Raw genomic sequence first — 23,090 nt, forward strand, 5'->3', positions numbered from 1 at the left:
ACGACTTGAATGTACTCGAAAAATGCAGATAAATCAATTACATAGATTTGCCGTGGCACCTATGATGGACTGGACGGACCGGCATTGCCGCGTGTTCCACCGTCTGCTGACGCGGCGTGCCCGGCTCTACACAGAGATGCTGACCACGGGTGCCATTATTCATGGCGATCGCCGGCGCCTGCTGAGCTTCGACGCCAGCGAGCATCCTGTCGCGCTTCAGCTCGGTGGATCCAATCCGCGTGATCTCGCGGAAGCTGCGCGGATCGGCGAAGATTTCGGCTACGACGAGATCAACATGAATGTCGGTTGTCCTTCTGATCGCGTGAAGGGCGGAAATTTCGGCGCGTGCCTGATGGCGGAGCCGCAACTCGTTGCGGAATGCGTCGCCGCCATGAAGCAGGCTGTGAGAATTCCGGTCACCGTGAAATGCCGCATCGGTATCGACGATCAGGATCCGGAAGTTGCATTGGACACGCTGAGCCGGGCCGTGATCGCGGCAGGCTCGGATGCGCTGGTCGTTCACGCACGAAAGGCTTGGCTGAACGGATTGTCGCCGAAAGAGAACCGCGACATCCCGCCGCTCCACTACGACCGGGTCTATCGCCTGAAGGCGGCGTTGCCCGACGTGCCGGTCGTCATCAATGGCGGCATCACCTCGATCGCAGCCGCCAAGCAGCATCTCGATCATGTCGATGGTGCGATGCTTGGACGTGCGGCTTATCAGGAGCCATGGCGGTTGCTGAGTGTCGATCCGGAGCTATTCGGCGAAGCCGCGCCGCACGCGACCATGCATGACGCCATCGAAGCGCTGATGCCATACGTAGAGCGCGAGCTTGCCGCCGGGACACGGCTGCATTCGATCACGCGGCATCTGGTCGGCGCGTTTCATGGCGTACCGGGTGCCCGGGCGTTTCGCCGTTATCTTGCGGAAGTCTGCACGAAGCCGGGCGCTGGTACGGATTCGTTGCGTGAGGCGCTCACGATTGTCGAACCGCGTTCCGCAGCGCCGATCGCAGCGTAAGACAGATTTACGGATATCCGCGCAGCATCAGCTTGTCGGGGCGAACTTCCCAGCTTTCCAGCCGGTTGAGGAAGCTCATGCCGAGCAGGTTGGACTTCATCTGGCCGCGCGGCACCACCAGCGCCGGCACCGAGCGTTCCACCAGCTTGCCGACCGACAGACGATCAAGGGTCAGGCGCGCAGCACGCACGCGCCCGCCGGCGGTTTCGACATCCACACTGTAGTCCAGCAGTTCCAGTGGCAGGCCGGCGGCCTTCGCGGTTTCATAGGTCAGGACAACGGATGTGGCGCCGGTGTCGATCACCATCGGCGTGCTGAATCCATTGATCTTCGCACGCAGCGAAAATTCACCGCTGTCGCTGCGCGCAATTTCAACCGCGCGTGCCGGTTTTGCATTCAGGGTCTGGTCCGTGGCGCGGATCAAGGCGCCCTTCATGCTGGCGAACGCAACAGGATGCGACATCGACAGCAGGAAGCCGACAGACGAGACCACCACGGCGAGGATTGTGAAGGCGCGTATCATGCGGCACCTGCCGCGCTCAGGGATTGGCCTGAGGCTCGGGTCGCGGCGCTCGAATCTCCAGACCCGCATCGAGCATGCGCTGATGCAGCATTGCCATGATGCCGAGCCTCTCGCCGTTGTCCATTTTGTGCCAGCGCGCGATTTCGGGCAGGGTTCGCCCGCAGCCGAGGCAGAGCTTGCTCTTCGGATCGATGAAGCAGACGGCGATGCAAGGCGTTTCTTGTTTCATGAACTGTACTGATGGACATTTTCATCGCTCGCGCAAGATGTTCTACAAACCGGTTCCCGCATTCATGATCGGCTTGTAACGCGGACGGCTCCGATCCCCAGCGAGTCCTCCTGGCGACCTGTCGGGCTGGAGTGGGGGGGATTCTTCACGCATCGGCGCCAGCGCCGTCATCACGCGCTCAGGTGGATAGGTGACGATCACTTCCGTACCTACCCGCAGGGTCGATTTGAGCGTGAACGTCCCGCCGTGCATGTCGATCAGGCTCTTGGCGATCGGCAGGCCGAGGCCGGCGCCCTGTTCGGCGGATTTGATCGAGTTTGAACCCTGGCCGAAGGATGCCAGCACGATCGGAATCTCGTCTTCGGCAATGCCCGAGCCGGTATCCTTGACGCTGAGGTATTGTCCGCCCGACGCTGTCCAGCCGACCTTGAGCCAGATTTCGCCGCCCTGCGGCGTGAACTTGATCGAGTTAGACAACAGGTTAAGCACGACCTGACGCGTGGCGCGTTCGTCACCCCACAGCTTCGGCATGTCCTGTTCGAAAACTTCATGAATCGTGATGCCGCGGCTCGATGCGCGCAGTTTCAGCAGGTGGTGACAATCCGCGACAACATGCACCAGCGAGACAGGCTCTTCGTTGAGTTCGTAGCGCCCGGCCTCGATGCGCGACAGATCGAGAATTTCGTTGATGAGATTCAAGAGGTGGACGCCGGAGTTGTGAATGTCGGCGGAGTAATCCTTGTAAACCTCGACGGCATGTGCGCCGAAAATCTCGCTCTTCATGACTTCGGAAAATCCGAGAATCGCGTTGAGCGGCGTGCGCAACTCGTGGCTCATCTGGGCGAGGAAGCGCGACTTCGAAACGTTGGCGGATTCGGCCCGGTAGCGGGCCTCATCGGAGATCGCCTTGGCCTGCTCGAGTTCGCCGATCAGCGCATCTTTCTCGGCGCGGGCTTCCAGCGTCGCAAGCGTAGTCGAATGCAGACGATGAGCGAGTAGGGCGAAATAGCCTTCCGCAGTCACCGCGAGCGCGGCGAGGATGTAATCATCGAAGGTTCCGCGAAGGATGAAATTCACCGCGATTGCCGCCGAAACCGGAACGGTTGCCGCAAAGGCAGCAATGGGCAGGCTTGCCGCCAGCATGCTGGAAACGGCAATGACCAGCAGCATCACGAACAGCATCAACGTGTTCGAGACGACATCGATGCCTGATGGATGGATCAGGACGAGGGTCCAGGCCAATCCGTAAAGCAGATCCAGTCCCACAAATCGCATGCGCCACTTGCGCGTGATCGCAGGCGATGAGGACGTAACGGCAAGAAACTTGGAGCAGAAGCGAATGACGATGCCGTGGATCGCAAGGATTCCGGCGGTCCAGACCACGGCTGCGACGGCCGGAATCCAGAAGCTCGCGAGGATGCCCGTCGAGACCACGAGGAGGATAACGACCAGCGACGCTGAAATGCGCGTCTGCGCGTATTGCCGCAACAACTCATGGTCGAAGGCCGGCCGTGTTCCGCTGGTCGACGTCAGGCGGTCACGGGCTTCGCGCACGCGCTGCGAAGCGGCCCGGCGGCTGCGCGCCGGTGTTTCCGCCGATGTCGCGGAGAGCTCTTTTTTGTCGGCGGTCTCACTCATTTTTACGCGACAAATTCCCGAACAATTACCAATGCTGCGCCGGCTCATACGAGCGCGCACTGCTCCCCGCTATTTCTGGCGCTAAATCATTAAGAGGTGGCTTAAAGGTCAATTTAATCGGGTTAAGGAAGTATGAATTTCAGTGTCGCGGGATGGTCTGTTCGCACCCGTCAAATAGAAGAAAGGCGGCACGGGATACCGCGCCGCCTTATGTGTCGTACCAGGCGGAGGACTGTTAGCGCTGCAGCCGTGCCAGCAGGCTCGACGTATCCCAGCGCTTGCCGCCCATTTTCTCGACTTCAGCGTAGAAATTATCGACTAGCGCGGTGACCGGCAGGCTTGCACCGTTGCGGCGAGCTTCCGCGAGACAGATCGAAAGGTCCTTGCGCATCCATTCGACGGCGAAGCCGAAATCGAATTTGCCTTCGTTCATGGTCTTGTAGCGGTTTTCCATCTGCCAGGATTGTGCTGCTCCCTTCGAGATGGTGTCGATCACCGCCCCAACGTCGAGCCCGGCTTTCTTGGCGAAATGAATTCCCTCCGACAATCCCTCGACGAGACCCGCGATGCAGATCTGGTTCACCATCTTGGTAAGCTGACCCGAGCCGGCAGGGCCGAGCAATTTGCACATCCGGGCATACGAGGCGATCACAGGCTCTGCCTGCTTGTAGGCGGCTTCTGCGCCGCCGCACATGACCGTCAGCACGCCGTTTTCCGCGCCGGCCTGGCCACCGGAAACTGGCGCGTCGATGAACTGGAATCCGCGCTTGGTGGCCTCGGCATCAAGTTGCCGGGCGACCTCGGCTGATGCCGTGGTGTGATCGACAAAAACGGCACTGGGCTTCATGCCCGAAAATGCTCCGTCGGCGCCGATGGTCACGGCACGGAGGTCGTCGTCGTTGCCGACGCAGGCCATCACGAAATCCTGACCTTCGGCGGCCGCCTTCGGTGTCGCGGCGGCGCGGCCACCGAATTTCTCGGCCCATGCCTTCGACTTGGCAGCGGTGCGATTGTACACGGTCACCTCATGGCCGCCCTTGGCGGCGAGGTGTCCAGCCATGGGGAATCCCATGACGCCGAGGCCGAGAAATGCGACTTTTGCCATATCTTGCTCTTTTGAATTGCTGGTGTGTTTTGGCCGGATTTCCCGGCATGTGGGATGCCGACAGCTATGCGAATGATGGACGGCCTTGCAAGGCCGTTGACGGCACAGGTGACGCGCGTATGAAGGCCACAAGCGGCGGCCCCCGGGGGTAATGCCGGGAGATATGTTGTGGCAGTCGATAAAACCCAGGTTCTTGCAGCGCTTCGCGCCATAGCATCGCCGCGTGGCGTGCCGCTTGCCGATGCCAAGGTGCTTTCCGAAATTATGGCCTCGGACGGCAAGGTTTTCTTCTCGATCAATGTCGACGCCAACGAGGCGCGGGCATGGGAAGACGTTCGCGCCAAGGCCGAGGCCGCGGTTCGGGCGATTCCCGGCGTCACGACAGTGATGGTCGCTTTAACCGCCGAGCGGAAACCCGGCCCTGCCGCAGCCCCGGCGCCGCACCAGCATTCGCTCGGGGTAAAGCCCGTTGCTCAGCATCGGCCGCAAGGCGCGCCAGCGGATTCTCCGATGAGCAAGCAGGCCGCCATTCCCGGTATTGGCTCCGTTATCGCGGTGGCGTCCGGCAAGGGCGGTGTCGGTAAATCGACCACGGCGCTCAATCTTGCCCTCGCGCTGCGCGATCTCGGTCTGCGGGTGGGACTGCTCGATGCCGATATCTACGGCCCATCGGTACCGCGCCTGACCGGCGTTCGCGAAAAGCCAGCGCTGAACGACGCCAAGAAAATGATCCCGATTGTCCGCTTCGGGCTGCCGCTGATGTCGATCGGCTTTCTCGTCGAGGAAGAGACCGCGATGGTCTGGCGCGGGCCGATGGTCATGTCCGCGATCCGGCAGATGCTGTGGGACGTCGCCTGGGGCGAACTCGATGTGCTGGTGGTGGACATGCCGCCAGGAACGGGGGACGCGCAGTTGACGCTTGCCCAGCAGGTGCCGCTTCGGGGCGTTGTCATCGTTTCGACGCCGCAGGATCTCGCCCTGATCGATGCGCGCAGGGGGATCGCGATGTTCGACAAGGTGAACGTCCCGACGCTCGGCATTGTCGAGAACATGAGCTACTTCCAATGCCCTGAATGCGGTACGCGCTCCGATATTTTCGGGCATGGCGGCGCGCGGCACGAGGCGGAGCGGCTCAAGGTACCGTTCCTTGGTGAAATCCCTCTGCACATGACCATCCGGACGTCGTCGGATGCCGGCACACCAGTGGTGGACAGTGAGCCGGGCGGTGCCCATGCGGCGATCTATCGGGCCATCGGCACCGAGATCAAAAGGCAACTGGTGGGCGCGGCGGTCTCCACCTGACGCCCTGGAATGCCACTTTTTACCTGATTTGAGGCCTTATTCGACTTTCGTTTAATCCGCTCCGGATGCGGCGTTCCCGCGTTTTCCGCAAATCGACTTCCGTGCTAGAGACCGTTCCAGAGGGATTTCAAAAAGAAACACCCCCAAAAGGAGATGCCTAATGAAGCGTCGTGATTTTTTGAAAGTAACTGCTGCCGGAGCGGCCGCCACTGCGGTCGCTTCGCCAGCCATCGCCCAGTCGTCCCCGGAAGTTAAGTGGCGTTTGACGTCCAGCTTCCCGAAGTCGCTCGACACCATCTACGGCGGCGCCGAGCAGCTCTCGAAGTACGTCGCCGAAATGACCGACAACAAGTTCCAGATTCAGGTATTCGCCGCCGGCGAAGTCGTTCCCGGCTTGCAGGCGCTTGATGCGACTTCGAATGGCACGGTCGAAATGTGCCACACGGTTTCCTACTACTATGTCGGCAAGGATCCGACGTTCGCGATCTTCGCGTCGGTGCCGTTCGGTCTCAACACGCGCATGCAGAATTCGTGGCTCGATCAGGGCGGCGGCAACGAGCTTGCCAACGAGTTCTACAAGAAGTTCGGCGTTATGGGTCTGCCTTGCGGCAACACCGGCACGCAGATGGGCGGCTGGTTCCGCAAGGAGATCAAGACCGTCGCCGATCTTCAGGGCTTGAAGATGCGCATCGGCGGCATTGCCGGTCAGGTGCTGGCGAAGGTCGGCGTCGTCCCGCAGCAGCTTGCTGGCGGCGACATCTATCCGTCGCTGGAAAAAGGCACCATCGACGCAGCCGAATGGGTCGGTCCGTATGACGACGAAAAGCTCGGCTTCAACAAGGTTGCGAAGTTCTACTACTATCCAGGCTTCTGGGAAGGCGGACCGACGGTTCACGCGTTCACTAACCTCGAGAAGTTCAACGCGCTGCCGAAGAACTATCAGGCGATCCTGACCAACGCGGCGGCACACACCAATGGCTGGATGCCTGCACGTTACGACATGCAGAATCCGGGCGCGCTGAAGCGTCTTGTGGCCAGCGGCACGCAGCTGCGTCCGTTCACCAATGAGGTGCTCGACGCGTGCCTGAAGGCGACCAACGAGCTCTGGGCTGAAATCTCCGCCAAGAACGCCGACTTCAAGAAGGCGATCGATGCAATGCAGGCCTACCGTTCGGACCAGTATCTGTGGTGGCAGGTCGCCGAATACACCAACGACAGCTTTATGATCCGCTCGCGCACCCGCGGCTGATTTCGTTCACCGAAGCAGTCTGAACCAGCCCGGCCTCGAAAGAGGCCGGGCTTTTATTTTGCGGTGCAGTGGAAGAAATCAGCATGGATATTGGTATCGGGTTGCTCCATGCTCCGGTTCCAAGCCTCGAAAAGAAGGGCACAAAACACACAAAATCACATTCAGGGAGTCATCATGAAACGTCGTGAGTTTATCAAGGTCGCTGGTATCGGCGCAGCCGGTGCCGCGATCGCATCACCCGCCATTGCCCAGTCGTCGCCTGAAATCAAATGGCGCCTGACGTCCAGTTTTCCGAAATCTCTCGACACCATTTACGGCGCGGCCGAGGTGTTTTCGAAGGCTGTTGCCGAAGCCACCGACAACAAGTTCCAGATTCAGGTCTTTGCCGCGGGCGAAGTCGTTCCGGGCTTGCAGGCGCTGGATGCTGCCTCCAACGGCACCGTGGAGATGGCCCACACGGCTGCTTACTACTATGTCGGCAAGGATCCGACCTTCGCGCTCGGCACCGCCGTTCCCTTCGGCCTCAACAGCCGTATGCAGACCTCGTGGCTACAGGTCGGCGGCGGCGGCGAACTGTTCAACGAATTCCTGAAAGGCCACAACGTCATCGGCTTCGCGGCTGGAAATACCGGGTGCCAGATGGGTGGCTGGTTTCGCAAGGAGCTGAAAGACCCGTCCGATATGAGCGGCTTGAAAATGCGGATCGGTGGCTTTGCCGGCCGTGTGCTCACCAAGCTCGGTGTGGTGCCGCAGCAGGTGGCGGGCGGCGACATTTATCCGTCGCTTGAGAAAGGAACCATCGACGCAGCCGAGTGGGTCGGGCCTTACGATGACGAGAAGCTCGGTTTCCAGAAGGTCGCGAAGTACTACTACTATCCCGGCTGGTGGGAAGGCGGACCGACGCTGCACAATCTCGTCAATCTCGCCAAATGGGAATCGCTGCCAGCGAGCTACAAGTCCATCATCAAGACGGCATCGACGCTTGCCAACGAAACGATGCAGGCACGCTACGATGCCTACAATCCGCCCGCGCTGAAGCGGCTGGTGGCCGGTGGAACGCAATTGCGTCCGTTCTCTGCATCGATCATGGATGCCTCGCTGAAGGCCGCCAATGAGGTCTATGCGGAAACGTCGGCGAACAATCCCAACTTCAAGAAGATCTATGAAGCGATGGCGGCTTACCGCAACGACCAGTACACGTGGTGGCAGGTTGCAGAATACGGCTTCGACAGCTTCCAGGTCAGGTCGCGCACACGAACCTGATCCTCGCGATCAACTGCCCATCAAGAGAAAATCCCGATCTTCGCAAGAAGGTCGGGATTTTAGTTGAAGCATGCAGGCTTGCGAACTTACTTGCTGCCAGCCGGTGGACCGAAATCGAGCGCAGGCATTTCCTGTTGCTGAATCTGGATATCGACCTTGTTGGGATCGACGGTCGATAGTGCGCCCTTGTAGTGCATCACCATGGCCGGGAAGGCGATCACGAGACCGACCATGATCACCTGGATGATCACGAACGGCACCGAGCCCCAGTAGATCTGCCCGGTGGTTACAGGCTCCATCCGCTTGCCGCTGACGCGATCCGTATAGGCTTCTTTCGGGGCCACAGAGCGAAGATAGAACAGGGCAAAGCCGAACGGCGGATGCATGAATGAGGTTTGCATATTGACGCCGAGGATCACGCCGAACCAGATCAGATCGATGCCGAGCTTTTCGGCGGCGGGGCCGAGCAGGGGGATGACAATGAACGCCAGCTCGAAGAAGTCGAGGAAGAATGCCAGCACGAACACAAAGGCGTTGACGAAGATCAGGAAGCCCGTCTGGCCGCCGGGGAGTGAGACCAGCAGTTCCTCGACCCACCGGTGGCCGTCGACACCGTAGAAGGTGAGGGAGAAAACGCGCGCTCCAACCAGGATGAAGATCACGAAAGCGGAGAGCTTGGCGGTGGATTCTGCAGCCTGTCGCGTCAGGTCGAAGCTCAGCCGCCGTTTCATGATCGCGAGGATCATCGCGCCGCCAGCACCCATCGCACCGCCTTCAGTCGGAGTCGCGACGCCGATGAAGATCGTGCCAAGCACCAGGAAGATCAGGCCGAGCGGTGGCACCATCACGAACACGACCTGCTCGGCGAGCTTCGACAGCAGCTTCAGGCCCGAGATGCGGTTGATCACCGCGAGCACGAATGACATCGCCACCACGATCGACATCGTGAGAACAACGTAGTCTGCGCCGGCCTTCACCTCGGTGAATTGCATAATTTCGAGCGCAATTGCGGTTGCACCGATCAACACAACGAAGAGCGACAAAGTCATCGTGCGTATGATGCCGATGAAGGGTTTGAAGAACAGGCCGGTCACAACAATGAACCAGAAGCCGTGAAGTATCAGCGGGTTCTCCGAAATCTTGTTGAAGACGGGCGAGGTCCAGTCGAACAGGCCAAGCTTGACCACGAAGAAGTATGCGGTTGCGGCGGCCGAGATTGCTGCCAGCGGGAGGATGACTGGGTGCTTGGCGGTTTCAACCTCACGCAGTGTCTGTGCTTCCAGCGGCAAGCCAGGTGTGGCTTGCGGGAAGAACGTCGCAACAAGGAAGATGTACACGGCATACAGGATCGACAGCACGATACCGGGAATGAACGCACCTTCGTACATATCACCGACGGATCGGCCGAGCTGGTCGGCCATCACGATCAGTACCAGCGACGGAGGAATGATCTGCGCCAGCGTGCCGGAGGCGGCGATAACGCCGGTCGCGACACGGCGGTCGTAACCGTAGCGCAGCATGATTGGCAATGAGATCAGACCCATCGAGATCACAGAAGCCGCGACGACGCCGGTGGTCGCGGCCAGCAACGCGCCTACGAAAATCACGGCATAGGCGATGCCGCCCCGGATGCTACCGAACAATTGCCCGATGGTTTCAAGCAGATCCTCGGCCATGCCCGATCGTTCGAGGATCAGCCCCATAAACGTAAAGAAGGGAATCGCCAGCAGCGTCTCGTTGTTCATGACGCCGTAGACGCGTTCCGGGAGAGCCTGCAGGAAGTCCGGACGGAACAGTCCGAGTTCGATGCCGATAAAGGCGAACAGCAGCCCGTTGGCGGCGAGAGAGAACGCGACCGGATATCCCAGTAGCAGGAACATCACGAGCGACGCGAACATGATCGGCGCCATATAGTGGATGAACATCGCCGCCATTAGAAATCTCTCTCGTTCTGCGCTGTGACGGCGACGCCGGTCATGGTTTTTCGGGTGTAATGGCCTGAGCCAGCTTCAGGGCTTCAAGTTCAGCGATCTCATGCGCGCTCAATGCATGTGCGTTCGGATCGGGCAGCAGACCCTGCATCACGGCGGCGCGCTTGATGATTTCCGAGACGGCCTGAACGAGCAGCAGTGCGAGGCCGATCATGATCAGCGACTTCGCAGGCCATTGTGGGAGGCCGCCGGCGCTGAACGATTGCTCGTTCTGATTAAAGGAAACGATGAAGAACGGCACCGAGGTCCAGATCAGGACGATGCAAAATGGCACGAGGAAGAAGACGTGCCCGATCATGTCAATCCAGCTTCGGACCTTGAGAGGCAGGCCATGATTGATGATGTCGATCTTGATGTGCTCGCCGTTGAGCAGCGTCCATGGCGCGCAGAGCAGGAACACGGCGCTGAACAGGACCCACTGTAATTCGAGGTATGCATTCGACGAAACGTCGAACACTTTCCGGATAACAGCGTTGGTCGCCGAAATGATGACGGCGATCACGATCAGCCATGACACCCAGCGACCGACAAACGTCGTAAACGCGTCGATCGCGCGACTCAATTTGAGAAGCGATTGCAAAACCCATCCTCCCGAATGCGCCCCTGCGTCGCTTGGCTCTGCCGCGACCGGAAGGTGACGGCATGCCGGCTTTTCCAGCCGGAGGCGCATAAAGCTGCCCGACCAAATCAGCGTGTCATGCCGCCGTCAATTGGAAGTTTGTTCATTCCAAGGCAGAATCTGCAAGCGCGATGAGGTGTGGGAAATTTGTGCCAAGCAAACTCACAAGCAGGGAAATATTCGAAACCGCCTTAGCCGCCGGTCACACTCATGTGCCTGCTGACGCTTGGCCGGTTGTGGCGGCGGTCGATAATGAAATCGTGGCCCTTCGGCTTGAGCCCGATCGCCCGGTCGATGGTGGCTGCGAGGAGGGAGTCGTCGCTGGATGCCCGCAGAGGCTTGCGCAAGTCGGAGGCGTCCTCGTGGCCGAGGCAGGTGTGGAGTGTCCCGGTGCAGGTGACCCGGACGCGGTTGCAGGATTCGCAGAAGTTATGGGTCATCGGCGTGATAAAGCCGAGCCTGCCGCCGGTCTCGGAGACGCGGACGTAGCGCGCCGGTCCTCCGGTGTCGTCCGGCAGGTCGGTCAGGGTATAGCGGGCGGCGAGGCGGGCACGGAGCAGTGACAGCGGCAGGTACTGGTCGATCCGGCCCTCGCCGATATCGCCCATCGGCATGACCTCAATCAGGGTGAGGTCCATGTCCTTGCCGTGCGCCCACTCCATCAGCGAGGGAATCTCGTCCTCGTTCAAGTTCTTGAGCGCGACGGCGTTGATCTTGACCTTGAGGCCCACGGAGCGCGCCGCCTCGATGCCGCGCAGCACCTTGTCGAGGTCGCCCCACCGCGTAATGGCCCGGAATTTCGCGGCATCGAGGGTATCAAGCGAGACGTTGATACGACGTACCCCGTTGTCCTTGAGCTCGGCGGCAAATTTCTCGAGCAGCGAACCGTTGGTCGTCAGTGTCAATTCATTCAGCGCGCCGCTGTCGAGATGGCGCGAGAGGGAATGTACGAGCGACATCACATTGCGCCGAACCAGAGGTTCGCCACCGGTCAGGCGCAGCTTGCGGACGCCCTTGGCGATAAACGCCGAACACAGCCGGTCCAATTCCTCAAGCGTAAGCAGGTCGGATTTGGGCAGAAACGTCATGTCTTCGGACATGCAATAGAAGCAGCGCAGGTCGCAGCGGTCCGTCACCGAGACGCGCAAGTAGCTGATCGACCGCCCGAAGGGGTCGGTCATCGCAGATGTCGTGGCCAGGGAACTTGGAAAAGGTTCACTCATTCAGCGCCATGCATATTGCTTTACCCGGCGGGCCGCGCCCGCCGTGGTATCCCAAGCACAATCTAGGCACGATGAAGCGCGCTTACAAACGAATCCAGCTATGCAGACAGCACTAACGGAACGGTGTCAGCGGGCCGGCGGCGGCGGAAACGGCGACTCCTCTGCGGGCGCGGCTGCGGCCGGCGCAGAGCGTGGCTTTTTGGCTTTTGGAGCGGCTTTGGGTGCACCGCGCGCGCCTTTCTTGCCGGGAAGCGCCGGTTGCAGCTCCGCATAGACCGGATTCGGGTCGACCGTCACGCCAGGACCGCTGGGATCTCTGAGGAGCTGAACGGGCACGGTTTCAGGCTGGTACTTCGGCAGCGAGAATGTCACGGAAAAATTCTCGGCCGCCACCACCGAAAGCGAGCAGGGGGTTTTACAGGTCTCGCCGCTCGACGCACGCGCCTCGGCGCCCGCCGGCAGCGATTCAAGCTGAATCGTCGCGCTCGGCGGCGTCGATTTGAACATGTCAGGCATGGAGAACGATGAGCAGCCCGCCAGGCCAAGGCCCGCCGCGACGACAACAATGATACGCATGGTGCATCCGTCATGTGATGCGGTGATAGCCGCATAGTCCCCGCGCGGGACCTTAGAAGTGTCATTCTGTCCGCGCAACCGGGCGCGGTACATTCCTTACGCAAAGGTTAACGCCGGTTCCGAATCTGTGTGAACAGGCAAAACCGTATACCTTTCATCGGCTTGCAAAAGAAGCCGCCAGATTTTTCACGGCCCCCGGCAGTTCCCGCATATGACCGATGACAAGGTCGGGTTTAAGTTCCGCGATGGGGATTTCTGTGTACCCAAACGTGACCCCAATTACCGGAATACCGGCCCGGCGCGCAACCCCGACATCCGGGCCGGAATCGCCAACCATGATCGACCTGGAGACGTCTCCGCCGGCCCGGGCGATGGTCTGGCGCAGGATGGTCGGGTCGGGCTTTGCCACACCGAATGTGTCGGCGCCGCAAATCGCCGCAAAGCGCTTTGTCATGTCCAGTTCCGCGAGCAGAAGCTTTGAAAGCCCCTCGAGCTTGTTGGTGCAGACGGCGAACCTGAAACCGCGTCCCTCCAGTTCGTCGAGGGCGGCGTAAAGGCCCTCGAACGGCTTGGAAGCATCCGCGATGTGCTCCGTGTAATAGGCAATGAAGTCGACGGTCAGCCGGTCGATGTCCGCCACGCTCATGGCGCGGCCCTCGAGTTCGAGCCCGCGCTCGATCAACTTCCGCGCACCGGCGCCGATCATGGTGCGAGCGGATGCAACCGGCACGAGTGGCAGCCCTTCGCGCTGGAGGACGAAGTTCAGGGCGCCGACGAGATCGGGGGCTGTATCGACGAGAGTGCCGTCGAGATCGAAGACAATAAGGGGGGAGGAGGTCATGGCGGATCGCTAGCGGGCGAAGCCGGATCATGCAAGGGCTGCGGCAGGATTGGACTTATGTCCGGCCTTTTTGGCCGTTTTTCAGCCCCAAGGCCGTATCCACCGTCGCGGAAACCGCGCTATATGCCTCGCGTTCCACGGGAACGGAACGTCGAGGATACGATGTCGATGGACGATCTAAAGAGGCAGGCGGCGGCGCGCGCGGTCGAGCAGGTGCGGGACGGCATGAAGCTTGGGCTCGGCACGGGCTCAACGGCCAAACACTTCGTCGAGCTGCTAGGCGAACGCGTGAAGGCAGGTCTCAAAGTCGTCGGCGTTCCAACATCGGAAGCGACGCGTGCTGACGCCGAGCGCTGCGGTGTCCTGCTGACAACACTGGACGAGGTTGATCGGCTCGACCTTACCGTGGACGGCGCCGACGAAATCGACCCCAATCTCGAGCTTATCAAGGGCGGCGGCGGGGCATTGCTGCGCGAGAAGATCGTCGCGGCGGCATCCGACCGAATGATTGTGATCGCGGATGAATCGAAATGGGTCCCGGCCCTCGGCCGCTTCCCGCTTCCGATCGAAGTCATCCCGTTTGGGCTCGGCGCGACCCGCCGGGCCATCGAGGCGGTCTTTGCTGAAAATGGCGTTTCCGGGCAAATGGATGTCCGCAAGGCCAAGGATGGCCATGCTTTCGTCACCGATGGCGGCCACTGGATTATCGATGCCCACCTTGGGCGGATACCGGATTCCCCCAGACTGGCGGCAGCATTGAATTCGATCCCTGGCGTGGTGGAGCACGGCTTGTTTATCGGTCTTGCGCGGACGGCTGTGCTCGCAGGCCCTCAGGGTATTCGCGTTGTTGAACGGCGCTAGTGTGGTGCGCAATTGAGGAGAATTGATATGAGAAAGTTTTCGAACGTTCTGCTCGCGGCAGGCGCAGTGCTGGGCCTGATGCTGGGCAGCGCGGTGGCGCAGGCTCCGAAGCCGCCGACCCCCGCGGCCATCGGCTATGCCAAGGAAATCCTGGCGTCCAAGAATGTCAGCGCGATCTATCAGGGCGCCGTTCCCGGTCTCGTGCAGCGGACCAAGGACGTGCTGCTGCAGGCCAACCTGAACTACCAGAAGGACCTCAACGAGGTTGCCGTTCAGGTCGCGAAGGATCTCGCCGGCCGCGAAAAGGAGATCGGCGAGGAAATGGCGCGGATTTACGCCACGGCCTTCACCGAGCAGGAACTGAAAGAGCTCGCCGCGTTCTACAAGTCGCCGCTTGGCGTCAAGGTGATCGCGCAGGAGCCCGTGGCATTCAACGCCGCGCGTCAATATATGGATCAATGGGCGCAGAAGTTCGGCGAAGAAATCAACGGCAAGTTTCGTGCTGAAATGAAGAAGCGCGGCAAGGAAATCTAAGCACGATCGGAAATTCCAGATGGCGGACTTGGACGTTGATCTGTTCGTAATCGGCGGCGGTTCCGGCGGCGTACGTGCTGCCCGGATCGCCGCCGGTTATGGTGCAAACGTCATGGTCGCCGAAGAATACCGGATGGGCGGCACCTGCGTTATCCGCGGGTGCGTCCCGAAGAAGCTGATGGTTTATGCGTCCCATGTCCGGCATGAAATCGAGGACGCTGCGGGTTTCGGCTGGACCATTCCACCCGCGACGTTTGACTGGCCGACCTTGATCGCCAACAAGGACAAGGAAATCGCCCGGCTCGAAGCGGCGTACACGTTCAACGTCGAGAAAGCCGGCGCCAAAATCGTGAAGGCGCGCGCGACGTTCGAGGATGCGCACAGGCTGCGGCTTTCGACCGGCGAAACCGTCAACGCAAAGTATGTGCTGATCGCCACCGGCGGCGCGCCAAACCATGGCGAAGCCATTCCGGGCATCGAGCATGTGATCTCGTCCAATGAGGTGTTCCACCTCCCGAAATTCCCGAAACGCATCGTGATTCAGGGCGGCGGCTATATTGCGTTGGAGTTCGCCGGCATCTTCGCCGGACTTGGTTCTGACGTGACCGTCATCTATCGCGGCGAAAATATCCTGCGCGGCTTCGACGATGATGTGCGGTCGCACGTTCGCAAGGAGATGGAGAAGTCTGGTATCAACGTGATCACCGGCTGCATCGTCACCAGGGTCGAAAAGCATGGCGACGCCTTCACCACGCATCTGTCGAGCGGTTCAAGCATTGCATCCGACCAGGTGATGTTTGCGGTCGGCCGGCATCCGAATGTCAAAGGTCTCGGACTTGAGGAGGCCGGTGTCGAGCTGAACCCCATCAACGGCGGCGTTGCCGTGGATGGTTTTTCGCAGACCAACGTGCCGCATATCTACGCCGTTGGCGACGTCACGCATCGTCTCAATCTGACCCCCGTTGCGATCCGCGAAGGACATGCCTTCGCCGATACAGTATTCGGCAAGCGGCCGACGCGTGTCGATCATGCTGACATTCCGACGGCGGTTTTCACTCAGCCCGAGGTTGGCACGGTCGGACTGAACGAGGCCGAGGCGCGGGCGCGGTTCACCCACGTCGACATCTACAAGACCGACTTCCGCTCGCTGAAATCGACACTGTCGGGAAGCGAATCCCGGATCATGATGAAGCTGATCGTCGACGCCGCGACGGACCGGATTCTCGGCTGCCATATTGTCGGGCCGGAGGCGGGCGAACTGATCCAGGTGGTCGGTATCGCCGTCAAGATGAAGGCGACCAAGGCCGATTTCGACGCGACAATGGCGGTCCATCCGACGGCCGCCGAAGAACTCGTGACCCTGCGCACGCCCAGCGCCCGGCACGTCCGTCAGGCGGCGGAATAGCCGTCTCCTTGCGCCACAGTGAGCGGAAGCGGGCTTTCAGCCCGGGCAAGTCCTTGAGACTTCATGCCGATTTGCATCTGGCAAGACCGTACCCACCTGTGTATAACCCGGCGCATCACAAGATTGCCGTTTCCTGAGGAGTTTCAGTCATGTCCGAGCGGTGGACGCCCGACAGCTGGCGCAAGAAGCCAGTCATGCAAGTGCCAGACTATCCCGATGCGAAGGCATTGGCCGATGTCGAGGCGCAGCTTGCTACGTTTCCGCCGCTGGTTTTTGCAGGTGAAGCGCGCAACCTGAAGAAGTCGCTGGCCCGCGTAGCTGCCGGTGAGGCCTTCCTGCTTCAGGGCGGAGACTGCGCCGAGAGCTTCGCCGAACATGGCGCGAACAACATCCGCGATTTCTTCCGCGTGCTGCTGCAGATGGCGGTGGTGCTGACCTATGCCGGCGCGCTGCCGGTGGTGAAGGTTGGCCGCATCGCCGGCCAGTTCGCCAAGCCGCGCTCGTCGCCGACGGAAAAGCAGGGCGACGTCGAGCTGCCGAGCTATCGCGGCGACATCGTGAACGACAACGCGTTCACGAAGGAAGCGCGCACGCCCGATCCGCAGCGCCAGTTGATGGCGTACCGCCAGTCGGCGGCGACGCTGAATCTGCTGCGCGCCTTCGCGACCGGTGGCTTCGCCAACCTCGGCAGCGTGCATCAGTGGATGCTCGGCTTCCTGAAGGATTCGCCGCAGTCGCGCCGTTACAAGGAACTGGCCGACCGGATTTCCGAGGCGCTCAACTTCATGCGCGCCTGCGGTCTCGATCTGGAGAGTCATCCGGAACTACGTTCGACCGATTTCTACACCAGCCACGAGGCACTCTTGCTCGGCTATGAGCAGGCCTTCACGCGCGTGGATTCCACGACCGGCGACTGGTACGCGACCACGGGCCACATGATCTGGATCGGCGACCGCACTCGTCAGCTCGATCATGGTCACATCGAATACTTTCGCGGCATCAAGAATCCGATCGGTCTGAAGTGTGGCCCGTCGCTGAAGCCGGATGAACTGCTCAAGCTGATCGATGTCCTCAATCCGGACAACGAGCCCGGCCGGTTGACGCTGATCAACCGGTTCGGCTCGGACAAGGTGGACGCGCATCTGCCGCAGTTGATCCGCGCCGTGCAGCGGGAGGGGCGTTCGGTGGTTTGGTCGTGCGATCCGATGCACGGCAACACCATCACCTCGACGTCCGGCTACAAGACCCGGCCGTTCGACCGCGTGCTGTCGGAGGTGAAGTCGTTCTTCACCATCCATGCGGCCGAAGGCACCCATGCGGGCGGCGTCCATCTGGAAATGACCGGACAGGACGTCACCGAATGCATCGGAGGCGCGCGCGCGATCACCGACGAGGATCTCAATGACCGCTATCACACGGTCTGCGATCCGCGCCTGAATGCCGAGCAGTCCATCGACATGGCGTTCCTGATTGCCGAACTGCTCAAGCAGGATCGCTCCGGCAAAGCGAAGCCAATGCCGGCCGTCGCGGGCTTCTAATGCTCCGTAAGGTGCTGTCGCGGATGTGGAGCGCCACGATCAACAGCCGGAACGGACTGGCGTTTGCCTTCCGTTCCGAGCAGGCTTTCCGTGAAGAGGTCGTCGCACTTGTTATCGCCGTGCCGCTGGCTTTCCTGATCGGCGTGTCGCCGGAACGCAAGATCCAGTTGATCTGTATCGTGCTGCTGCTGATGGTGGTCGAATTGTTGAACACGGCCATCGAGAAACTGGCCGATCGCCTGACGACCGACCACGACAAGCAGATCGGCCGGGTCAAGGACATGGGGTCGGCGGCCGTCGGCGTCACGTTGGTGATCGCCGGAGGGGTCTGGCTGTTCGCCATCGCGGAGCGCATAGGTCTCATCTGATTTATGCTCATATTGAGCAATTGCGGACTTCTCGCGGAGCGGGCTAAATGCGGTCATGACCAAAGCCACCCAGCTCACGATCACGCTCGCACAGCTCAATCCCATCGTTGGTGACGTCACCGGCAATGCCGCGAAGGCCCGTGCTGCCCGGAAACAGGCGGTGTCCGACGGCGCTGATCTGCTGGTCCTCCCTGAGCTGTTCATCGCAGGCTATCCGCCGGAAGATCTGGTGCTGAAACCGGCATTCCAGGCCGCATGCCGCGCCGAGATCGAGATGCTGGCGCGCGAAACGTCCGACGGTGGTCCGGCTGTGCTGATCGGCACGCCCTGGGTCGAGGACGGCAAGCTCTACAACGCCTGCGCGTTGCTCGACGAGGGGCGGATCGCGGCGCTGCGCTTCAAGGCCAATCTTCCGAACTATGGCGTATTCGACGAAAAGCGCGTGTTCGCGCGCGGGCCGGCGGCGGGGCCGGTGACCATCCGCGGCGTGCGGGTCGGCGTTCCCATCTGTGAAGACACATGGATGGAAGAGTCCGAAGACTACGAGAACGTTGTCGAATGCCTCGCGGAGACCGGCGCGGAAATCCTGATCGTGCCGAACGGATCGCCCTATACGCGCGAAAAGAACGACATGCGCCTGTCGGTATCGGTCGCACGTGTGGCCGAAAGCGGATTGCCGCTGGTTTATCTTAATCAGGTCGGCGGACAGGATGAACTGGTGTTTGACGGTTCGTCGTTCGCGTTGAATGCCGACCGCTCGCTGGCGTTCCAGTTGCCGGGGTTCGTTGAAAACATCACGACCGTCCGATGGACCAAGGGCGACGGCGGCTGGACCTGCAAGGGGCCGGTGACACCGGTGCTCGACGGCGACAAGGGCGACTATGCTGCCTGTGTGCTCGGCCTGCGCGATTATGTGGGTAAGGCCGGTTTTCCCGGCGTGCTGCTCGGCATCTCAGGTGGTATCGATTCAGCGCTGTGCGCGGCCATCGCTGTCGATGCGCTTGGCGCGGACAAGGTACGCGGCGTGATGCTGCCGTTCCGTTTCACCGCGCAGGAATCACTCGATGATGCGGCGAAGCTGACGAAGCAACTCGGCATCCAGTACGAGGTATTGCCGATTGCCGCTGCGGTTCACGGCTTCGAGGACATTCTCAAGCCCGTCTTTGCGGGCCGGGAGCGGGACGTCACTGAGGAAAACCTGCAGGCGCGCACCCGCGGCGTTCTGCTGATGGCTATTTCCAACAAGTTCGGCTCGATGGTGGTGACCACCGGCAACAAGTCGGAAATGTCAGTCGGCTACGCCACGCTCTATGGCGACATGAACGGCGGCTACAATCCGATCAAGGACATCTACAAGACCGAGGTTTTCCGGCTTTCGACCTTGCGCAACTCATGGAAGCCCGAGGGCGCGCTTGGTCCGTCCGGCGAAGTCATTCCGCCCAACATCATCACGCGTCCTCCGACTGCCGAATTGCGCGAGAACCAGACCGATCAGGACTCGCTGCCGCCGTACGATGTGCTGGACGCCATTCTTGTGCGGCTGGTGGAGCGCGAAGACTCGGTCGCATCGATCGTGGCCGAAGGCTTCGACATCGACACGGTGACCCGCATCGCGCGCCTGCTCAACATCGCAGAATACAAGCGCCGTCAGGCCGCGCCCGGCGTGAAGGTGACGCGCAAGAATTTCGGTCGCGATCGCCGCTACCCGATCATCAACAAGTTTCGCGACAACGGAAAGGCGCTGCCCGCGCCGGATCATTCGCTGGTGACGCGCTCCAGCCGAAATTCGGCGGAAGCGTTCGAAGGCTGATCAGCCATGCGTGCGCGCGGAAAAAATCCCGCGCATTTGATTTGCCCATATGGATCGGTCATTTCCGCACACAGCTAAGTTTAAAACAGAATTCCGATCGATCCGGATTGCGGCTATGCGCTTGGCCGCAATGGACTCATATGATTTTCGTCATCTAAATCGTCCGGATACTTCGGCGTTGCCGAGATTATCCGGGGGTGAAAATGACGATCGATACCGTTCAGCACAAGTTCGCTTACACAAATGGCATCCGCATGCATTACGTGGAGGCGGGGACGGGGCCGCTGGTGTTGCTGTGTCATGGATGGCCGGAATCCTGGTATTCTTGGCGTCATCAGATTCCGGCGCTCGCCGCGGCCGGTTTTCGTGTGATTGCCCCTGATCTGCGCGGCTATGGCGATACCGAAGCGCCAGCCTCTATCGAAGAGTATGACATTCTTCATCTCGCGAGCGATCTTGTCGGGCTTGTCCATGCCGTCGGCGAAGACAAGGCGATTTTGGTCGGTCATGACTGGGGCTCGATCATCGCGGGGCCAACCGCGCTGCTGCGCCCGGATATGTTTCACGCTGTCGCGCACCTGAGCGTCCCGTTTCTTCCGCGGCGTGCCGTGCGTCCGCTTGTCAGGTTCTTCAATCTGACGCGCGAGAAGCATTTCTATCAGGATTACTTCCAGCAGCCCGGGCGCGTCGAGCGTGAACTGGAGGAAGACGTGCGCCGTTCACTGCTGGGCATTCTCTATTCAGCATCGGGCGACTGCCGGCGAAGCGATGCGTCCTTCACGTTTGCGTCGTTTCCCAAGAACACGCGCATGATCGACAATCTGGCGATCCCTGAGAAGATGCCGGCATGGCTCACCGAAGCCGACATCGATTTTTTTGCCGCGCAATTCAGAAAATCTGGCTTTCGCGGGCCGATTAATTTCTATCGCAACTTCGATCGCAACTGGCTGCTGACACCGTTTCTCGACAAGGCCAAGTTGCGGCAGCCGTCGATTTTCATCGCCGGCTCTCTTGATGGCGTGCTGCTGATGGCGGCGGATGAGGTCAAGTCGATGCACGAGAACGTGCCGAACCTGTCCGGCAAGCATATCATCGACGGTGCGGGACACTGGATTCAGCAGGAGCGGCCGGAAGAGGTCAACAAGCTGCTCGTCGACTTCGCCGAGGCCAATCGCAACCCGCGGCAGCTCTTTACGTGAGGAGCGTCTGAACGCTAACGCGCCGGAATAAACGTCGGTCCTACCGAGCGGATCGGCTTGTCACCTGAAGCAGGGGGCGTTTCTGGCGCCGCGCCGGTTGGCAACGGTTGTGCGTTCGCGGGCGTTGCGACGGTGCCTGATTTCTTCTGCGCCGATGCTGGAGCCGCCTTTTGCGGCTGTGACATCTTCTTCGAGCTTTCATCAGTGACGATGATGTCGCCTTGCTGGGCGGCAGCCGCCTTGTCGTCGATATTCTTCAGCGCGTCGGACCAGGTCTGGCCGACCGCCTTGCAACTGCATGACTTGTCGAATGCCTGGCGATATTTGAATGCGTTCGGCGACTGCGAATAGGGCTGGCCGCTGATCGACACCGCCTGATTCATGTCTTCGCCGGGATTGCGATAGGTGAACAACGTCGCGTCCGCGGCGGGGCACAGGGCCTTGCAGGTGCGTTCGTCGTCGGCGAAACGGCTGGGCACAGTGGCGAACGAGATCGGGAAATAGAACCCGTCGCAGCTTCGTGCGCAGACCGTGCGATAGGTGCCGGATGCCGCACCGTTGTCCATTGGCGCGCTGCCGGGGTTATTATTGCCGCCGAACAGATTGTCGAGGAAGCTTCCACCGCCGCTGTTGCGAAGTTGTGCCGCGTATTGCGGGCCGCAATTGTTCTGGGCGAGCGCCATCAACACTGAGCGACGCTGGTTCTCGCGTTCCGAACCGCCAAAGCCGCCGCCGCGCAACCGCTCAAGATTGCCGGTGATCTGATCGAGATTCGACCGCATCTGCTGGATTCGCGTGTTGACCGGGCCGCACTGCGCGGACTGGCCGCTGAACAGCGAGAAAAATCCCGAACTGTCGCAGCCCTGGCGCTTGGCCTGGTCCTGCACGCGCTCCAGTTCGGCCTGCTGCCGGCTCTGCGCCTCTACATAACGCTGGATCTGATCCGCCTTGGCGTTGTCGCCACCGCCGCCGTCGATGGCCGATAACTGCCCGACCAGCCGCTGGCAGATCGGATTTGCGGTTCCGGGCTGGGCCGCCGGTGGGGGCGGAAAACCCTGTTGTCCCATCGCGCCATGGGTCAACAGCGCCGCGCTCACAAGCGCAGCGGTGGCAAAAGTCCGTCGCAAGAACGTAGAATTCGGCAAGCTGTCACGATCCTGGCTGACCGCGGCGCGGCCGACGGGCTCACATACAAGCTTCCGGCGGCAAGGTCACGTCGATTCAGGGGCCAGATAAGGCAGAGAATCGTGACAAAAAGAAGCCCCGTGGAACCGGGGCTATTAGCGCTGACAGGTGATGGCGACGAACTCACCGCTGCTGCGGGCCCCGCCTGTGGAAGCCGGAATAGCGCCGGTCACTTCATCTGGATCGACGCGACGGTAACCGGTAGCCTGCGCAAAATCCCGTGACTGGCAATAGGCGCGCGCCGCCGGAGCCCCGCATTTTTCACCCTTGGCAAGACACTCATCGACGCCGTAGCCGTCTGACTGATTGGCAATAATAAAAACGCGGCTGTCGGCGCGGGTCTCGGTCGCGGCAAGCAGGGATACGCAGGCAGTCAGTGTGAGCAGGAATCGCATGGTGGCACCGGTTCGGGAGAAGCACAGGCGCCTCCATTCTTAAGCCCGAACGGTTAAGAATGATTAAGGGCGGCAATTCCGTGGCAATGGGGGTATGAGACGCCGAAATCCTGGAGGTGTGACCTTGACGCGGTCCCCCCGGCTGGACCATTGTGCGGCCCATGAACGGTTCGATCTCCATTTTCGGCATTTGCCGCGAGATTATTAGCTAGCGA

22 protein-coding genes are annotated in these 23,090 nt (G+C 60.7%); 11 read left to right on the forward strand and 11 right to left on the reverse strand.

The window, feature by feature from the left end; all coding sequences use genetic code 11:
- Positions 1-22 precede the first annotated feature (22 nt).
- Positions 23-1,021, forward strand: a complete 999-nt coding sequence (gene dusA / locus HMPREF9695_RS06390) for a tRNA dihydrouridine(20/20a) synthase DusA (RefSeq protein WP_083875165.1) — start codon at positions 23-25, stop codon at positions 1,019-1,021.
- A gap of 7 nt (positions 1,022-1,028) precedes the next feature.
- Here the strand turns inward: dusA and HMPREF9695_RS06395 are convergent, their stop codons facing one another.
- The 4 genes from HMPREF9695_RS06395 to HMPREF9695_RS06410 form a co-directional block, all read right to left on the reverse strand.
- A complete protein-coding gene (locus HMPREF9695_RS06395; protein ID WP_006020005.1) occupies positions 1,029-1,544 on the reverse strand; it encodes a TIGR02281 family clan AA aspartic protease in 516 nt (171 codons plus the stop codon).
- Positions 1,545-1,560: 16 nt separating this feature from the next.
- Positions 1,561-1,773 carry a DUF1289 domain-containing protein gene (locus tag HMPREF9695_RS06400; RefSeq protein WP_006020006.1) on the reverse strand — a complete coding sequence of 71 codons (213 nt, stop codon included), beginning with the start codon at positions 1,771-1,773 and terminating at the stop codon, positions 1,561-1,563.
- A 42-nt stretch (positions 1,774-1,815) separates the two neighbouring features.
- The gene (locus tag HMPREF9695_RS06405) at positions 1,816-3,411 is read right to left on the reverse strand and encodes a sensor histidine kinase (RefSeq protein WP_006020007.1); all 1,596 of its coding nucleotides are present in this window, start codon (positions 3,409-3,411) and stop codon (positions 1,816-1,818) included.
- 235 nt (positions 3,412-3,646) lie between these two features.
- Positions 3,647-4,516 carry an NAD(P)-dependent oxidoreductase gene (locus HMPREF9695_RS06410; protein WP_006020008.1) on the reverse strand — a complete coding sequence of 290 codons (870 nt, stop codon included), beginning with the start codon at positions 4,514-4,516 and terminating at the stop codon, positions 3,647-3,649.
- Between the two features lie 168 nt (positions 4,517-4,684).
- On the opposite strand from HMPREF9695_RS06410, the gene HMPREF9695_RS06415 reads away from it, so the two are divergent.
- The 3 genes from HMPREF9695_RS06415 (at position 4,685) to HMPREF9695_RS06425 (ending at position 8,330) form a co-directional block, all read left to right on the forward strand.
- On the forward strand, positions 4,685-5,818 hold the full coding sequence (locus HMPREF9695_RS06415; protein ID WP_006020009.1) for an Mrp/NBP35 family ATP-binding protein: 1,134 nt from the start codon (positions 4,685-4,687) through the stop codon (positions 5,816-5,818).
- Positions 5,819-5,978: 160 nt separating this feature from the next.
- Positions 5,979-7,067 (forward strand): TRAP transporter substrate-binding protein, encoded by a 1,089-nt coding sequence (locus tag HMPREF9695_RS06420; RefSeq protein WP_006020010.1) that lies wholly within the window; start codon positions 5,979-5,981, stop codon positions 7,065-7,067.
- A gap of 174 nt (positions 7,068-7,241) precedes the next feature.
- Positions 7,242-8,330: a TRAP transporter substrate-binding protein gene (locus HMPREF9695_RS06425; protein WP_006020011.1), complete on the forward strand. Its 1,089-nt coding sequence runs from the start codon at positions 7,242-7,244 to the stop codon at positions 8,328-8,330.
- An 86-nt stretch (positions 8,331-8,416) separates the two neighbouring features.
- On the opposite strand, the gene HMPREF9695_RS06430 is transcribed toward HMPREF9695_RS06425, so the two are convergent.
- The 5 genes from HMPREF9695_RS06430 to gph form a co-directional block, all read right to left on the reverse strand.
- Positions 8,417-10,264 (reverse strand): TRAP transporter large permease, encoded by a 1,848-nt coding sequence (locus tag HMPREF9695_RS06430; RefSeq protein ID WP_006020012.1) that lies wholly within the window; start codon positions 10,262-10,264, stop codon positions 8,417-8,419.
- A 40-nt stretch (positions 10,265-10,304) separates the two neighbouring features.
- The gene (locus HMPREF9695_RS06435) at positions 10,305-10,901 is read right to left on the reverse strand and encodes a TRAP transporter small permease subunit (RefSeq protein ID WP_006020013.1); all 597 of its coding nucleotides are present in this window, start codon (positions 10,899-10,901) and stop codon (positions 10,305-10,307) included.
- Between the two features lie 230 nt (positions 10,902-11,131).
- Positions 11,132-12,163 carry a GTP 3',8-cyclase MoaA gene (gene moaA, locus HMPREF9695_RS06440; protein ID WP_041711426.1) on the reverse strand — a complete coding sequence of 344 codons (1,032 nt, stop codon included), beginning with the start codon at positions 12,161-12,163 and terminating at the stop codon, positions 11,132-11,134.
- 126 nt (positions 12,164-12,289) lie between these two features.
- Positions 12,290-12,739 carry a PEGA domain-containing protein gene (locus HMPREF9695_RS06445; protein WP_006020015.1) on the reverse strand — a complete coding sequence of 150 codons (450 nt, stop codon included), beginning with the start codon at positions 12,737-12,739 and terminating at the stop codon, positions 12,290-12,292.
- Between the two features lie 154 nt (positions 12,740-12,893).
- Positions 12,894-13,580, reverse strand: coding sequence for a phosphoglycolate phosphatase (gph, locus tag HMPREF9695_RS06450; protein ID WP_006020016.1), 687 nt, complete (start codon positions 13,578-13,580; stop codon positions 12,894-12,896).
- A 162-nt stretch (positions 13,581-13,742) separates the two neighbouring features.
- Between gph and rpiA the strand changes: the two genes are divergently transcribed.
- The 7 genes from rpiA (at position 13,743) to HMPREF9695_RS06485 (ending at position 21,295) form a co-directional block, all read left to right on the forward strand.
- Positions 13,743-14,441 carry a ribose-5-phosphate isomerase RpiA gene (gene rpiA, locus HMPREF9695_RS06455; protein WP_006020017.1) on the forward strand — a complete coding sequence of 233 codons (699 nt, stop codon included), beginning with the start codon at positions 13,743-13,745 and terminating at the stop codon, positions 14,439-14,441.
- Between the two features lie 27 nt (positions 14,442-14,468).
- Positions 14,469-14,975 (forward strand): DUF2059 domain-containing protein, encoded by a 507-nt coding sequence (locus HMPREF9695_RS06460; RefSeq protein ID WP_006020018.1) that lies wholly within the window; start codon positions 14,469-14,471, stop codon positions 14,973-14,975.
- A 19-nt stretch (positions 14,976-14,994) separates the two neighbouring features.
- Positions 14,995-16,380 (forward strand): glutathione-disulfide reductase, encoded by a 1,386-nt coding sequence (gene gor / locus HMPREF9695_RS06465; RefSeq protein ID WP_006020019.1) that lies wholly within the window; start codon positions 14,995-14,997, stop codon positions 16,378-16,380.
- Between the two features lie 149 nt (positions 16,381-16,529).
- Complete coding sequence (locus tag HMPREF9695_RS06470) at positions 16,530-17,918, forward strand: class II 3-deoxy-7-phosphoheptulonate synthase (protein WP_006020020.1); 1,389 nt, start codon at positions 16,530-16,532, stop codon at positions 17,916-17,918.
- 14 nt (positions 17,919-17,932) lie between these two features.
- Positions 17,933-18,286 (forward strand): diacylglycerol kinase, encoded by a 354-nt coding sequence (locus HMPREF9695_RS06475; protein ID WP_024920969.1) that lies wholly within the window; start codon positions 17,933-17,935, stop codon positions 18,284-18,286.
- A gap of 55 nt (positions 18,287-18,341) precedes the next feature.
- Positions 18,342-20,096 carry an NAD+ synthase gene (locus HMPREF9695_RS06480; RefSeq protein WP_006020022.1) on the forward strand — a complete coding sequence of 585 codons (1,755 nt, stop codon included), beginning with the start codon at positions 18,342-18,344 and terminating at the stop codon, positions 20,094-20,096.
- A 203-nt stretch (positions 20,097-20,299) separates the two neighbouring features.
- On the forward strand, positions 20,300-21,295 hold the full coding sequence (locus HMPREF9695_RS06485) for an alpha/beta fold hydrolase (RefSeq protein WP_006020023.1): 996 nt from the start codon (positions 20,300-20,302) through the stop codon (positions 21,293-21,295).
- Between the two features lie 14 nt (positions 21,296-21,309).
- Here the strand turns inward: HMPREF9695_RS06485 and HMPREF9695_RS06490 are convergent, their stop codons facing one another.
- Positions 21,310-22,440, reverse strand: coding sequence for a DUF2865 domain-containing protein (locus HMPREF9695_RS06490; RefSeq protein WP_006020024.1), 1,131 nt, complete (start codon positions 22,438-22,440; stop codon positions 21,310-21,312).
- Positions 22,441-22,575: 135 nt separating this feature from the next.
- Complete coding sequence (locus HMPREF9695_RS06495) at positions 22,576-22,875, reverse strand: hypothetical protein (protein ID WP_006020025.1); 300 nt, start codon at positions 22,873-22,875, stop codon at positions 22,576-22,578.
- Between the last annotated feature and the right edge of the window lie 215 nt (positions 22,876-23,090).

Source organism: Afipia broomeae ATCC 49717, assembly GCF_000314675.2.
GTDB classification, from domain to species: Bacteria; Pseudomonadota; Alphaproteobacteria; order Rhizobiales; family Xanthobacteraceae; genus Afipia; species Afipia broomeae.

What these genes read in the sequence shown, in the direction of transcription:
- dusA (WP_083875165.1), top strand. Translation starts at nt 23, where the DNA reads ATGCAGATAAATCAATTACATAGATTTGCCGTGGCACCTATGATGGAC.
- HMPREF9695_RS06395 (WP_006020005.1), bottom strand. Translation starts at nt 1,544, where the DNA reads ATGATACGCGCCTTCACAATCCTCGCCGTGGTGGTCTCGTCTGTCGGC.
- HMPREF9695_RS06400 (WP_006020006.1), bottom strand. Translation starts at nt 1,773, where the DNA reads ATGAAACAAGAAACGCCTTGCATCGCCGTCTGCTTCATCGATCCGAAG.
- HMPREF9695_RS06405 (WP_006020007.1), bottom strand. Translation starts at nt 3,411, where the DNA reads ATGAGTGAGACCGCCGACAAAAAAGAGCTCTCCGCGACATCGGCGGAA.
- HMPREF9695_RS06410 (WP_006020008.1), bottom strand. Translation starts at nt 4,516, where the DNA reads ATGGCAAAAGTCGCATTTCTCGGCCTCGGCGTCATGGGATTCCCCATG.
- HMPREF9695_RS06420 (WP_006020010.1), top strand. Translation starts at nt 5,979, where the DNA reads ATGAAGCGTCGTGATTTTTTGAAAGTAACTGCTGCCGGAGCGGCCGCC.
- HMPREF9695_RS06425 (WP_006020011.1), top strand. Translation starts at nt 7,242, where the DNA reads ATGAAACGTCGTGAGTTTATCAAGGTCGCTGGTATCGGCGCAGCCGGT.
- HMPREF9695_RS06430 (WP_006020012.1), bottom strand. Translation starts at nt 10,264, where the DNA reads ATGGCGGCGATGTTCATCCACTATATGGCGCCGATCATGTTCGCGTCG.
- moaA (WP_041711426.1), bottom strand. Translation starts at nt 12,163, where the DNA reads ATGAGTGAACCTTTTCCAAGTTCCCTGGCCACGACATCTGCGATGACC.
- HMPREF9695_RS06445 (WP_006020015.1), bottom strand. Translation starts at nt 12,739, where the DNA reads ATGCGTATCATTGTTGTCGTCGCGGCGGGCCTTGGCCTGGCGGGCTGC.
- gph (WP_006020016.1), bottom strand. Translation starts at nt 13,580, where the DNA reads ATGACCTCCTCCCCCCTTATTGTCTTCGATCTCGACGGCACTCTCGTC.
- rpiA (WP_006020017.1), top strand. Translation starts at nt 13,743, where the DNA reads ATGTCGATGGACGATCTAAAGAGGCAGGCGGCGGCGCGCGCGGTCGAG.
- HMPREF9695_RS06460 (WP_006020018.1), top strand. Translation starts at nt 14,469, where the DNA reads ATGAGAAAGTTTTCGAACGTTCTGCTCGCGGCAGGCGCAGTGCTGGGC.
- gor (WP_006020019.1), top strand. Translation starts at nt 14,995, where the DNA reads ATGGCGGACTTGGACGTTGATCTGTTCGTAATCGGCGGCGGTTCCGGC.
- HMPREF9695_RS06470 (WP_006020020.1), top strand. Translation starts at nt 16,530, where the DNA reads ATGTCCGAGCGGTGGACGCCCGACAGCTGGCGCAAGAAGCCAGTCATG.
- HMPREF9695_RS06480 (WP_006020022.1), top strand. Translation starts at nt 18,342, where the DNA reads ATGACCAAAGCCACCCAGCTCACGATCACGCTCGCACAGCTCAATCCC.
- HMPREF9695_RS06485 (WP_006020023.1), top strand. Translation starts at nt 20,300, where the DNA reads ATGACGATCGATACCGTTCAGCACAAGTTCGCTTACACAAATGGCATC.
- HMPREF9695_RS06495 (WP_006020025.1), bottom strand. Translation starts at nt 22,875, where the DNA reads ATGCGATTCCTGCTCACACTGACTGCCTGCGTATCCCTGCTTGCCGCG.